Source organism: Ruminococcoides intestinihominis, assembly GCF_040096285.1.
GTDB classification, from domain to species: Bacteria; Bacillota; Clostridia; order Oscillospirales; family Acutalibacteraceae; genus Ruminococcoides; species Ruminococcoides intestinihominis.
In genome coordinates this window covers 26,297-39,648 of sequence record NZ_JBBMEY010000019.1, presented here as the reverse complement: position 1 = coordinate 39,648, position 13,352 = coordinate 26,297, and the positions used below count along the sequence as shown (strand labels likewise).

8 protein-coding genes and 1 tRNA gene are annotated in these 13,352 nt (G+C 35.1%); 1 reads left to right on the top strand and 8 read right to left on the bottom strand.

The window, feature by feature from the left end:
* Positions 1-397 precede the first annotated feature (397 nt).
* The 8 genes from WMO18_RS06480 to WMO18_RS06445 form a co-directional block, all read right to left on the bottom strand.
* Positions 398-474 (bottom strand) — tRNA-Pro (locus WMO18_RS06480).
* Between the two features lie 139 nt (positions 475-613).
* A complete protein-coding gene (locus WMO18_RS06475; RefSeq protein ID WP_022505416.1) occupies positions 614-997 on the bottom strand; it encodes a hypothetical protein in 384 nt (127 codons plus the stop codon).
* A 2-nt stretch (positions 998-999) separates the two neighbouring features.
* Positions 1,000-1,776: a class C sortase gene (locus WMO18_RS06470; protein WP_211147886.1), complete on the bottom strand. Its 777-nt coding sequence runs from the start codon at positions 1,774-1,776 to the stop codon at positions 1,000-1,002.
* A complete protein-coding gene (locus WMO18_RS06465; RefSeq protein ID WP_248004698.1) occupies positions 1,766-2,692 on the bottom strand; it encodes a class C sortase in 927 nt (308 codons plus the stop codon). The genes WMO18_RS06470 and WMO18_RS06465 overlap by 11 nt, the downstream gene beginning before the upstream one ends.
* Positions 2,693-2,843: 151 nt before the next feature.
* Positions 2,844-4,358: a SpaH/EbpB family LPXTG-anchored major pilin gene (locus WMO18_RS06460; protein WP_211147884.1), complete on the bottom strand. Its 1,515-nt coding sequence runs from the start codon at positions 4,356-4,358 to the stop codon at positions 2,844-2,846.
* Between the two features lie 39 nt (positions 4,359-4,397).
* Positions 4,398-8,279: a SpaA isopeptide-forming pilin-related protein gene (locus WMO18_RS06455; protein ID WP_211147883.1), complete on the bottom strand. Its 3,882-nt coding sequence runs from the start codon at positions 8,277-8,279 to the stop codon at positions 4,398-4,400.
* 381 nt (positions 8,280-8,660) lie between these two features.
* Positions 8,661-11,714: a type I pullulanase gene (gene pulA / locus WMO18_RS06450; protein WP_211147882.1), complete on the bottom strand. Its 3,054-nt coding sequence runs from the start codon at positions 11,712-11,714 to the stop codon at positions 8,661-8,663.
* A gap of 301 nt (positions 11,715-12,015) precedes the next feature.
* Complete coding sequence (locus WMO18_RS06445) at positions 12,016-12,612, bottom strand: hypothetical protein (RefSeq protein ID WP_367286462.1); 597 nt, start codon at positions 12,610-12,612, stop codon at positions 12,016-12,018.
* Positions 12,613-12,738: 126 nt separating this feature from the next.
* On the opposite strand from WMO18_RS06445, the gene WMO18_RS06440 reads away from it, so the two are divergent.
* The gene (locus WMO18_RS06440) at positions 12,739-13,317 is read left to right on the top strand and encodes an LOG family protein (RefSeq protein ID WP_211147879.1); all 579 of its coding nucleotides are present in this window, start codon (positions 12,739-12,741) and stop codon (positions 13,315-13,317) included.
* Positions 13,318-13,352: the final 35 nt, after the last annotated feature.

Here is a 13,352-nt window from a genome sequence, read left to right as displayed (position 1 = left end):
AATGACTGAAGGAGGGAAAAACTATAAATTAGATGAATTAATCGGTTATTATCTAATTTATCTACATTACATAATCATCCCCACAAACCCTAATTTGTAGCACTTGTCACTCGTTTGCCGGGTATAAAAAAACAAGGATTCCTAATGGAATCCGTACTAATGGTATATTTTAATTTTTACTAATTTTTTAAATTTTGCTTACTTTATCGGTGACATATTTTCTTCTTGCACTACTACCTACCTTGCTTTATAAGCACAAATACGAAAGGATAAAGGCATCTACGCTCTCCCTAAAAACAGTCCACTGGACTGTTTTCTTAACGGTCGCCTTCAACTCCTGTCACTCGTTTGCTGGATATAAAAAAACAAGGATTCCTAATGGAATCCTTGTTTTTTATGGTCGAGGTGACAGGAGTTGAACCTGCGGCATCTTGGTCCCAAACCAAGCACTCTACCAAACTGAGTTACACCTCGAAGTGCCTCATCTCTAACGCTCGTTTATTATATCCTATATAAACTTAAATGTCAACACTTTTTTTAAAATTTTTTAAAATTATTTTTTCTTTGTATTAAGTGGGCTAAAAGTCTTTCTAACCTTTAGCCCATTTCTATTTTATTTATTCAAAGGTCTTACGAATGTTTTAAAAATGTTCTTTGCATCTTTAGAGTCAATTCCATTTTCCAAAGCATACTGCAAAGTTTCTCTATCCTTTTCCCAATCATCAGGGTTGTTGCTTATGAAAAATAATCTTAACTGTAAATTGCCATCATCAAGAACAGAATATCTATATAGATAAGTAAAGATATTTTGTTCTTCTTCCATTTTTAGAAATGGTGCAATATTTATTTCTTCCGGTACTTCATTACTGTCTGCTTCTTGTAGCTTTAAAGCAAATTCTTCATCAAGGTATTTTTCACAAACATCTTTTTCATAACCTAAAATTTCAAGTCTGCGACCTGCCTCTACTCTTTGTAAATTATTTAAATTATTATCCATAGTTACCTCTCACAAAAAACTAAATATCTGTCAAATCCACCACTACCGTTGGATATACAAGTCATAAGGATAATCATATCCTTATCATCATGAATAAATATATCATCAGCATGGTTAGGTTTAATTACCTTTGTACCTGTTACCTTATATGTAATCTTTGACCAATAGGTTCTCACCTTTACTTTGTCACCAATATTAAGTTGTCTAATATTGTCAAAGAAAATTCTTCCTACATATCCTGTATGACCGGCAAGAACTGCATTTGTATCTTTACCACCTATAGGCAATGAAGTGTATGTTAAATGTGCTGCACCATAATTTAAGTGGTCTCTGGCAGTACCTAAATATATAGGCAGTTTCATATCAATAGTAGGTGCTTCTAAGTAACCATACACACCGTCAAATATTCCATATTTACTTAACTTTAGGCTAGGCTCTACATATGAAAGAGAACTTGTCAGCTTTTCCCTTTGGTGTTCTTTAAGCATATTGTTATACTTAATGCTATCTTCCTTTAGTCTTTTAATATCAACATCATACACAACTTGTGTACCATCAGATAGGCAACCGTTACTGTCAACTTCACCATTTTTCTTGGCATCAGCATATGAGCCTTTTCTTGGATGATTTGCTCTGGTTTCAAAGTCATCTGAAATACCCTTAGCTACATACTTACCATATGTATTTGATACAGGTGGAAACAGAACAAGCCCTATACCGGTAACGAGAAAGAGTGTTGCAATAATTGTTAGAACTCGACGAACCTTTTTACTTTTCATCAGACTCTACCTTCTTTTCGGAATTATCATCAATATGCTTTAAAGAAGATTTTTTCTTATTCTTTCTAACTGCAATTAAAACAATAATCACAACTAAAAGAACAAATCCACCAATAACTGCACCGGCAACCCAATAAGGGATTTTGTAACCTAAGAAGTAGAAGCACTTTTCAAACGGTGCTTGTTTTACTAACTTATTTTTTGCCACTTCTTCCGGTACATACTTTGTACGAACACCTCTTACAAGAAGTCTGTGGGTATTAATACCGTAAGGTGTACAGGTTAAAAGTGTTACATGGTCCTCATTAGGAATAATTCTAAGGTCATTTGTATCTTCCGGAAGAACAACTTTAATTTGGTCAACCTTATAGGCTAAAGTTTTATCAAGTACCTTTATGTAGAAAATATCCCCCTTAACAAGGTCAGTTAAGTTATCAAAGAAAGTTTGGTCAGGAAAGCCTGTGTGGGCAGAAATAACTGCATGGGTACTTTTACCACCGATAGGCATTGAAGTATTCTGCAAGTGACCGGCACCTTTTTCCAGCACCTTTTTACTTGAACCATGATAAATAGGTAAATTAACATCAATTCTAGGTACAACAACATAACCAATAAGACCTTTACCATCAACATTAAGCACATCATTATAGTGAGCACCGATAGCTTTATATGCTTCTTCATCAAATGGGTCGGTAATAATTGAGGTTTGTGTTAAGCTATGATTATACTTTTTAGCAGATTTAAATAATTTAGTATTATCCTTTTTATCAAGTGTCTTAACAGTTTCTGTATAGTCATTCATACCGTCTTTAAACTTAGAATTGTTAATCATAGAACTAACAAGAGGATAACTCATTATTCCAAGACCAATTATAAATATCAAAATTATTGCGATTATCGGAAGTTTCTTTTTCATAAACATTGTCCTTATTTCTTAATAATACAATTATAAAATATACATAAAATAATTGCAACACAAAAAATATTGGGATGTAGTCACCCACATCCCAATTAGAAAAATTACATATATCAAATAAAGTTTTAACGATTATTTGTTTATATTAAAATTACTTAGAAGTTTTCTTTCTCTTTAGAACTACAAACATTACACCTGCAAGAACGATTAGAGAAGCACCACAAATTGTGAATAGAGTTGTACCCATACCACCTGTCTTAGGAACTGTAATCTTTACATTCTTAACTGTCTTTGTAACGAAAGCGAAAGTATTGTCACCTGCATTTGTTAGACCTGTTAGTTCATACTGAGCATCATTTGCACCGGCACTTGTCTTCTGAGTAATTGTAGGAGTTACTTTGATTTCTGTCCAAGCAGCATCACCTGTTGGTAGAACATAACCTTCCGGAGCTTCAGTTTCCTTAACATAGTATGTACCGGCTGCTAGCTGAATTTCCTTACCACTATTTGTGAACTGTACTAGACCGTTATCATCTGATGTAGCAGTAGCAATTTTAGTAGTCTTGTCAGCCTTGAATAGGTCGAACTTTGCACCTGCAAGTTTCTGACCGCCGTTATCTTCCTTTACAACCTGTAGGTTGAAAGCAAATACCTGTACTGTTGGACCAGGTTCAACGATTTCTGTATCGTCATTAGCGTAGTCTAGAGAAACCTTGTTGTCATTTGAAGTCTTACCTACTGTTGCATTTTCGTTAACTGTAGCATTAAATACAACTACCATCTTCTTGTCAGCATCATAAATGTTCTTTACATAACCATCTGTATCAGCCTTGAAGTTAACTGCAAATGTATATTCTGTACCCTTAGCTGTGAAAGGTGCATCTACTGTATAATCAGCAGCATCAACTAGGTCAGCAGCACTTAGTGAAGAAGCATCAGTTGTGTAGTAAACCTTAACAGAATTCTTGTTAAATGTTAGACCTGCATCCATCTTATCAGCGATAGCATATTTCTTTAGCTTTGTTGTTTCAGAACCGGGAACATTTGCTTCTAGCTTAAATTCAACTGTGCTACCTAGACCGGCTGTAGCATACTTAGCGTTAACATCTGTATTATCAACCTTAGTGATTGTCTTGTCAAGAACGATGTCCTTTGTGCTAACCTTAGAAGCTAGGTCAATTGTACCAGCTTCAACCCACTTCTTTGTAGCATCATCATACTTAGGAAGAACTACGATTGAGTCATTAGCCTTTGTAGCAGTAGCCTTAGCAACCGGGTGAATGTAGTAGATACCGGCTGTTAGGTCTGTGTATGTAACAGAAGCTGTTGTAGCGTCCCAAGTCTTAACAGCAGAACCTAGGCTTGCCAGGTTACTCTTACAAGCAGTAATTAGAGTTGATGTGTTAGCATCTGTACCTTCAGCTTCAACTGCTGTTTTAACATCTGTAGGTAGGCCTGTTACTGTTGTAACTGCACCTGTTGTTGTATTAATACCAGCAAGCTTGTAAATGTCAAACTTAAACTTACCTACAACTGTTGGGTCACTTAGTTTGAAAGTAACTTTTGTTGAAGCATCTCTTGCTGCACTGGCACTAAATGGAATCATAAGTGCTAGAGTTGCAACTACAAGAAGAGCTGCAAAAATTTTCTTAATTGATTTTGTCATTTTTCATCTTCTCCTTTTTAATTAAAATATATATGTAATTTATTTCCTACCATGTTTATTGGTTGGAGCTTTTGCTCCAAGTCTTCTCTTTCTTAGCATATAGCCACAAGAACAAATTGCACCTAAACCAAGAACTAATGTACCATAAAGAATAAAGTTATGTTGCATTAGATAGTTAATACCGGCATAAGGAACTGTGATTAGTGTGTTTAGAGCTGCAAAAGAATGAGTATATACATTCTTTGTAGAGTCATAATGTCCACCATCAAATGAGAACCACTGTTCATTAGTTGAAAGTGTATAACCTTCAGCTGATGCAGTTTCTACAACATAGTACCACTGATATTCCTTAGTACCACCGTTACCGTTTTTACCTGATTTGAAAATATCAAGGTCAGTAAATGTTACTTCACCGTTACTATCAGTTGTTTTTGACTCAACCTTAGTACCAGTTCTTATACCATCATCATCAACCTTATATAGTGTAAATTCTGCACCTTCAAGTTTCTTAGCATCAGCAGGAACAGTACCGTCAGGGTTAACCTTGTCAGCCTTAAGTACAGTAGCCTGAGCCTTAGTTGATGTATTTTCAAAACTTGCAACAGCAGTTGTATTGTTAGCATCAATAATTTCTTTTACAGATTGTGAAGAAGTACCTCTATAATAAGTACCTGTTGCCTTTAGAACACCATTATCCTTAGCAACAACAACTTTAAAGATATATACTGAAGAATCAGTTTGATAATCGTGACCATCAACTAATGGTTCTTCTGTAATCTTATATAGATATGTACCTTCTGTGCTATAGTCAATAGACTTGAATGCTGCATTACCATCAACAACAGTTGAAATTGTATCTGTTACCGAAGAAGTATCTTCTGTTGTAACACCACCAACAGTTGTAGAAGCAAGACCTACTAACTTAAATTGGAATGTTGAACCATCATAAACCATTCTGTCAAGTGTCTTTGTAATACCGGCTGTAATACTTGCAGGAGTTACTGTGTTGATAACATCAACAGTAGCACCCAAATTACCAAGTTCACCTGTATTCTTATTTAATGTACCATAAGAAACCTTATATCCACTTGGGGTTTGTTCTTCAACCTTATACTTAACACCTACAGGAATACCTGTGAATGTATAAGGTGAACTCTGAGAAATCTTACCGGTTAAACCGTAATCTTGATATGCACCGTCACCGTTAATGTCAAGCTTTAAAGTAACATCAAACTGTGTATCATCATCTGTAATTGTATTACCACTTTCGTCAACAACACTCTTATTTACTGTAATATTAGCAACCTGAGGTGTGTTTACATAATCAAGTCTTAGATGAGTTGAAACCAAATCATCATTAACTTTATTTTTATACTGAAAGTTAGAAACCTTTGTGTCCCCTGTTGTAATTAAGTCCGGTGAAGTGCCACTAACATCATACAATGACCAATTAGTATTGTAATGACCGGCTAACAAACTTTCCTTTGTAGTATCAATTGTATAATCACCACTGGAAGGTGGGGTTAAAGTAAACTTAGTTACTTCACTAATTGAACCGGAGTTATCAACAACACTAATATCACCGGTAGAGGTTGATCTCCAAGCCTTAACGTTAATACAATTTGTATTTTCGGTAATTGCCGAGAATCTTACTCTGTTCCAAACACCCATATCATCTTTTCTACCGATAATAAAGCTTTTGTTATTACTGCTACTATCTTTTTCAGATTCATAGTAGTAAATTGTTCTACCATCTGTTTGATAAGAGAACATTTGGTGGAATGTGTTACCATTATCAAAGGAAATTGCAGGAACTGCACCATTATTGAAGAACCACGAACAACTCATATTCTTTGAATCAAGGTAAATCAAACTATCGGTATCCATATTAGAAATAATAGTTTTCTTTGGTGTACCTTCGGTAACAGTTAAATCATTATCAATAGTAAACTGACTGTTAAAGGAAGCACTGTCACTATCAGATAGTGTAGCTGTGTTGCCATTAGTCTTGGCGTTATTAATTGTGCCATTGTCAGAATACTTATATTTCTTATTACTTACATCTGCACCGTTTTCTTGAATAGCAAAGCCAAAGTCATCAGCATTCTTAACTGCTGTCTGTAGTTTAGTGTTAACATTAGATGTATTGACTGTCTTTGTAACATCAAGTGAATCAGTAATAGGTTCAAAGTTGAAACCAACCTTTAAGTTAGATTCAATCATACCTCTTTCCATATAGAAAACAGTTAGTGTATGGTGAGCGTTAACATTGTTGTTGTTAAACTTGCTTGAACCTCTGGTTTCTGTATCATCAGAGAACAGAGCTGGAAATTCAGCTGAATAACTGTAACCAGACTTATCTGAACTATTCGTATATACTAAATCAGAGCCTTGGAATGTAGTATCAATATTATTTACATAAGACTTTAAAGTTGTAAAGTCAATACAACCCTGTGACATCTTGTGGTCACCACCCATATCAAGTACAAGTACACCATCAAGATAAACCCAAAGGTCATCATCACCTGAGAAGTTAAATACTGTATCCTCTCCATTAGTTTTACCGTTAGCACCAAGAGTAAAATCTAGGTCTAATCTCATACCAAAGCCAAAGTCATAACCATTATTGCTATGGTCCTTTTGTCTGTCAAATGGGAAGAAACCGGGATTGTTAATAGTACTTTTCGAGAAACCACTTAAAGCATCATAAACCGAGTTACTCTTACCACTGGCATAATTCATTGTAAGATTTCCACCACTTGCAAGATTTTCATAACCATCAAAGTAGCAGTTATCTTTACCATTTAAACTATCATATTCATAGTAATCCTGACCGTGTTTATCAGTTGTCTTTCTCATAGGGAAGTCAGAATGAACAACTGTACCATAGCCATTATTTACAAGCCAATCTTCATCAAAGTATGGCATTGTAACACCATTCTTACTTAACTTCTTGTTATCTGCAAGTGTAACATCGGCAAGGCCGGCAACAGAACCTGAGGTTCCTGATGATGTGGCATTTGAGTTATTTGGTACACTCAAGAACTTCTTTAGGTTACTTACGCCATAACCCTTATAACCGTCTTTTTGATAACCGTCTTTATCTGTGTTAAAATCACCAAAATAAAGAGGTGTTGTCCACGAACTGTTATTTACTCCGTTAGCATACTGTGCAATAGCTCTGTTGAACTTTTCATATGGTTCTCTGTTGTGGCTAGTGTTACCTGACTTAACTGTACGATAGAAACCTGACAAGCTTGTTCTCCAAGAACCATCAACTTCTTCATCGTTATAGTAGTCGAAGAATGTACTCTTAACATTAAGAAGTTCTGTGTCTGATGAATGGTTGATTACACCACTCTGTGCTTTGTAGCTATGACCAGTACCACCTTGAGTTACATCACCTGTTCCTAAATTATTAAGAGTAAATGTAACCTGACTATCATTTGAGTACTCACAATACATATCAACAGTAATTTCTGTTGTACCAGCTGGAATAACAAATGACATATTGCTAGCACCGGCATCATTTGTTAAGCCTCTAACGATCTGTGTTCCTTCACTAAAGGAAGCACCAGACTTAGAATAATAGTCCCCGTTACTGTTGTAGATTTTGAACTCATAAGTCTTTTGACCAGTTAGTCTAAAAGTTCCGGTATAATGGTTATTATCACCATTAACTTTAGTTAGTGCAAAACTTGTATCAGCTGTTGACCATATTGGACTGCACATATCACCAACAAGATAGTAGTCAACGCCTTTAGTCATTGTACCACCGGTAACTTCAATGTCCTTTTTTGCACCAGACTCAGCTACACTCTTATTTACAGCAACGGCAGAAATACAAGAAATGATTATCATTACTATTAATGCAATTGCTGTTAAAGACCTGGCAGCTACTTTTGATGTTTTGTTAATCAAAGTTTTTTCTCCTTTCTTCTTTTAAGTGTATTAAAATACACTTATATTTCCATAATTTGTCTGTCTTTATTACAATAATTATTATAACACAATATTATATTTTTAAAATAGTTATAGTAAACAAGAATTTTAGTGCCTCTAGAGAAATATTTTATGCAATATCTCTCTACACTAAAAATTTTTACTTATACATCATATACTTATTATACAAAATAGACAATAAATTTACAATATACTTTAATTTTATTCATCATTTCGTAATATTGTTATGCATCCAGTATGAAACTTTGTATAAATGCACAAATGGCAGGCATAGTTTTTGTGCATAAAAAACAAAGTGCCAACAATTGTTGACACTTTGAATGTTCATAGTTTATTTACTTATGCCCAGTTACCTGTGAACAGATTGCCTGAACCCCAACCGGTAGCAACATACTTTGTGCTTGAACCGATTGTTAAATCATCTGACTGATTCCAACGATTGTCCCAAGTGTTTTCTGTTGTCTTTCCGTTCATACGAACAAAAATAACTGTATCCATACCACTTGGCACTGTTACTGAATTATTACTATCTAGGTCAACCCACTTATAATTAGAAGTGATTGAAGCAGTAAAGAAGTAAGCAACCCATCTTTCATTACCGGCTGAAACTGATGATGGGTCAAGTGTTAACACCTTATCACCGGTAGAAACAGTAGATGATGGAGTAGTAGCAGTTGTAGGAACTGCTACTGTTGTAGCTGATGTTGTTGTAATTGTATTTGTAGGAATTGTGTATGTAGGTTTCTCATCAGAGAAGCTTTTACCTGATGGGAAACTTGATACTGTACCGGCAACATACTTCTGTATCATTGTTACATCCTTAACATCAACATGATTATCATTATTAACATCTGATGACTTAAGTTCTGTAGCACTTAGGTCAGTTATATTAGCAACATACTTTTGTAATCTTGATGCATCCTTAACAGTAACTGAACTGTCACTGTTGGTATCACCATATAGGTGAGTATCAGGAATCTTTGTTGCAATAATTGTTACATCAGTATCTGCTGTAACATTAAAGCTAAGTGTATTTGTTGCTGAGTTATAAGCAGTTGAAGTAATATCGTTACCACCACATACTACCTTAGCATAAACAATTTCGTAACCATCTTCAGGTTCAATTGTCTTTGTAACATTTTGACCATTTGTTACTGTTTCTGTAGAAACACCATCATTAAAGTTCTTAATCTTTGATGTGTTGTAAGTGATTGTTTTCTTAGCAGAAGTTGTTGTAGGTGGTACTGTAGTAGTTGATGTTGTTGGAGTTGTAGGAGTTACACCTCTGTCAAATGTACTTGCATCAACTAGGATTAGAGAACTTCTTGCCGGTACTGAAACAGTAGAACCGTTAACTGTACCTAAGTTCTTTAGACCTGCACTGTTACCGTTAGCAACAGTTACCCAAGATGATGGAAGTGTTGTACCGGCTTGTAGCTTAACTGTCTGAGTGTTGGAAGTTGCATTTGTAATTACTGCAATCATACCCCATTCTTTGTTAGCGTTAGCAGTCTTGTTCTGCATTGTATAAGCTACAACACCACTTGGAGTTGAACAGAAGTAAGATGAATTTACAGAAGTCATTGAGCTATCTGTAAATGGACTATATACAGAACGGATTTCTCTTAGACCTTTATAATAACTTACTAGATCAGAATACTTAGAAACTCTGTTCCAATCAATTAAGTTCTTGCTATCGCCCTTGTTGTAAGAGTTATCTTCGCCGTACTTAGTTCTGGCAAATTCTTCACCGGCAATAGTAAAGTTAACACCTTGTGAAGTAAATTCAATTACTGACGCAAGTTTGTTCATTGCAAGGTATGTTGAGTTAGTACCGTCATAGTCACTACTACCACAAACCCTCATAATCTTATCCCAAAGAGTTAAGTTATCGTGACAGCAAGAATATGTTACTGTCTGAGTAGGTGCTTTTGACCAGTTACCACCCCACATTGTGGAGGTGTTAGCCATTTCACCGGCTTTGACTGCAGCATCAAAACCACTTGCACCCATAATATAACCTGATGCTGCACCGTAGTTATCGTTGCTACCTCTGATAGCATCTCTAACCTTATCGTTAAACATACCAACTCTTGGATTTAGCTTACTTGCGTTATCCATTAGTGCTGCTGATGAGTTAGCAATACCGTTAGGGTCTCTTGGCCATGTACCTGTCCAAGGTTCACCATAAGTTAAAATTCTCTTATCAATAGTATCAAGCTCATCTCTAAGCTTATTCATCGTTGTAATATCGTGACAACCCATTAAGTCAAAACGGAAACCATCAATATGGTATTCATTTACCCAATACTTAACTGAGTCAATCATATACTTTCTGTACATTGTCTTATCGGAAGCAGTTACATTACCACAACCTGAACCGTTAAGGAACTGATTACCGTTCATTCTGTAGTAGTAACCCGGAACTGTATTTTCAAAACAAGAATCTGTTGTGTTATATGTGTGGTTATAAACTACATCCATAACAACAGAGATACCGGCATCATGAAGTGCCTTAATCATTGTTTTCATTTCCTTAATTCTTACTGCACCGTCATATGGGTTAGTAGAGAAAGAACCTTCAGGAACATTGTAGTTCATTGGATCATAACCCCAGTTTTGACCACCCTTTGTTTCATCAACTGAACCAAAGTCATACATTGGCATAATCTGAACACAATTGATTTTGTTTTCAATTAGATAGTCAATACCTGTTTTAATATCGCCTTTACCGTTAAGTGTTGTGCCATGCTGAGCAACACCTAGGAAAGTACCTCTCTTGTCAGCATCTACACCTGAAGAACTGTCAATAGAAAAATCTCTTACTGACATTTCCCAAACTGTAGCTTCTGAAGAGCTATTGAAAAGAACATGAGAGTCATTGTTCCAACCATCAGGATTAGTTGAATTTAAATCAACAACCATTGAACGCTTACTGTTAACACCACAAGCTGTTGAATATACATCTCTTGTTTCATTTGTTTTGCCATTGACTGTTACTAGGTATGTGTAGTAGATACCGTTTAAGTCACCACTTTGTTTTAATGACCAAACACCATTAGAACTGTCTTTAGTCATATCATAAGTGCCAATGACACCTGCACCAGCTTCACTATCTGAACCTGTCTTGTATAGTTTAACCTTCACGCTAGATGCTGAAGGTGCCCATACCTTAAAGGTTGTAGAGTCAGCTGAATAATTTGCACCCAAGTCGTTACCGCTATAAGTGGCATACCCATCACTTGAGTTAGTATACGCTGCTACTTTTTCCACATTAATACCTGCCCCGGTTAGATTTTTGTCGATTGTAGCTGACAACGCTGAGAAAGTCGTTGTTGTAGCCAAAACAACCAGCACCATTACCAAAGATAATGGTCTAAACAATTTTTTCATTTTAAGTGCCTCTCTTTCAAATTTCATAAAATAGATTTACCAAAATCTCTTACTATTAATTATATCAAAAAATACAGTAATGTACTATACTCTTTTTCCATAACATTAAGTTTAAGGTTTTATATAAAAGTACTAATTTTATGAACATATTATGAACAGAAAAGCCCTTAAAAAAGGAGCAGTGACCTACTGCTCCTTTACAAGTCCTTGTAATACTATCACAAACCTTGAAATATTTCAAGGCTTATTATAATATGTAATATTTTAAACATTATCTATTAAAACTTAAACCTTTAATTATTCACAAGGTAACTGTTCTTACCTTTCCACCAATAGTATTAACATGGGTAGGGTCATTTATAGAAATTTCTTTGTCTTTGTCAATAGTTTCCTGCACCCTACTCTTAACATAAACCTCTAATTCTTTTAAAGACAAGTGGTTATAATCTTTTAGTGGAAGTTTGTTCATAATCATTTTTCCACTACCACCCTCAATAGCAAGTGGTGCAAAGAAAGTATTTCTCTTGACTTCCCCATTTTGTATATTCATTCTTATAAGTATTTTTCTCTTTAACTTGTAGCCAATCAGAATATCCATAGCACTACCGTTACCGATATAGTTATAACATTCTTTAGTGACTCTCTCTATCATAATCTGTAGTCTGTCTATCTTTTCAATAAAAGACAGGTTAGTATCTCTCAATATACTTTCCACTACATCAATATAGTCTATTCCGTTATATTTTGTAATGCCACAACAAGCCCAAATAAGATTTTGCTTTTTGTCAACAAAAACCTTCTGTCTATTGTCCAAAAATTTATTTGGTGCAATAGTTTCCCTTGTGTCACTACCTGCTACTATTCCATTTTCATTTCCAATCACACAAATATATGACATAGCAACGCTCCTTTTTTAATATTATACAACCAAAATTAAACAATTTCAACATTAGGTATTAATTGAATTTTTCTGAAATATGATATATAATCAAGATATAATAAGTATTAGAAAAGAGGTAATTATATGAGAATATGTATTTTCGGTTCAGCAAGTAACATCATTGATGATTCATATATAAAAGCAACAGAGGAACTGGGTTATGAACTTGGCAAGAGAGGTCACTCCCTAGTATTCGGTGCAGGTAGCGAAGGACTTATGGGTGCTTCTGCAAGAGGTATGAAAAAGGCCGGTGCTGAGATTACCGGTGTAGTACCTGAATTTTTCTTTGATGACAAGATTGAAAGTTTATTTACTGAATGTACTAAACTAATCAAAACTGAGTCTATGAGAGAAAGAAAGCACATTATGGAGGAACTAGCCGATGCTTTCATTATTACTCCGGGTGGTGTAGGTACATTTGAAGAAATGTTTGAGATTGTTACTCTAAAGCAGTTAGGCAGAATCAACAAGCCTATCGCTATTTACAATATTAACCACTACTACGATAACCTACAGGAAATGATGGAACATTCAATGCGTGAAGGTTTTGTAAAGGAAAAATGTCACGACCTATACCGTTACTTTGATGATATGGATAAACTTATTAACTTTGTTGAAACTGACAAAGGTACTAAGTGGACAGTTGCTGAACTAAAAAGATAATATACTATATACGGTAAGCAAAAAACCTATGACGA

What these genes read in the sequence shown, in the direction of transcription:
- WMO18_RS06475 (WP_022505416.1), bottom strand. Translation starts at nt 997, where the DNA reads ATGGATAATAATTTAAATAATTTACAAAGAGTAGAGGCAGGTCGCAGA.
- WMO18_RS06470 (WP_211147886.1), bottom strand. Translation starts at nt 1,776, where the DNA reads ATGAAAAGTAAAAAGGTTCGTCGAGTTCTAACAATTATTGCAACACTC.
- WMO18_RS06465 (WP_248004698.1), bottom strand. Translation starts at nt 2,692, where the DNA reads ATGAAAAAGAAACTTCCGATAATCGCAATAATTTTGATATTTATAATT.
- WMO18_RS06460 (WP_211147884.1), bottom strand. Translation starts at nt 4,358, where the DNA reads ATGACAAAATCAATTAAGAAAATTTTTGCAGCTCTTCTTGTAGTTGCA.
- pulA (WP_211147882.1), bottom strand. Translation starts at nt 11,714, where the DNA reads ATGAAAAAATTGTTTAGACCATTATCTTTGGTAATGGTGCTGGTTGTT.
- WMO18_RS06445 (WP_367286462.1), bottom strand. Translation starts at nt 12,612, where the DNA reads ATGTCATATATTTGTGTGATTGGAAATGAAAATGGAATAGTAGCAGGT.
- WMO18_RS06440 (WP_211147879.1), top strand. Translation starts at nt 12,739, where the DNA reads ATGAGAATATGTATTTTCGGTTCAGCAAGTAACATCATTGATGATTCA.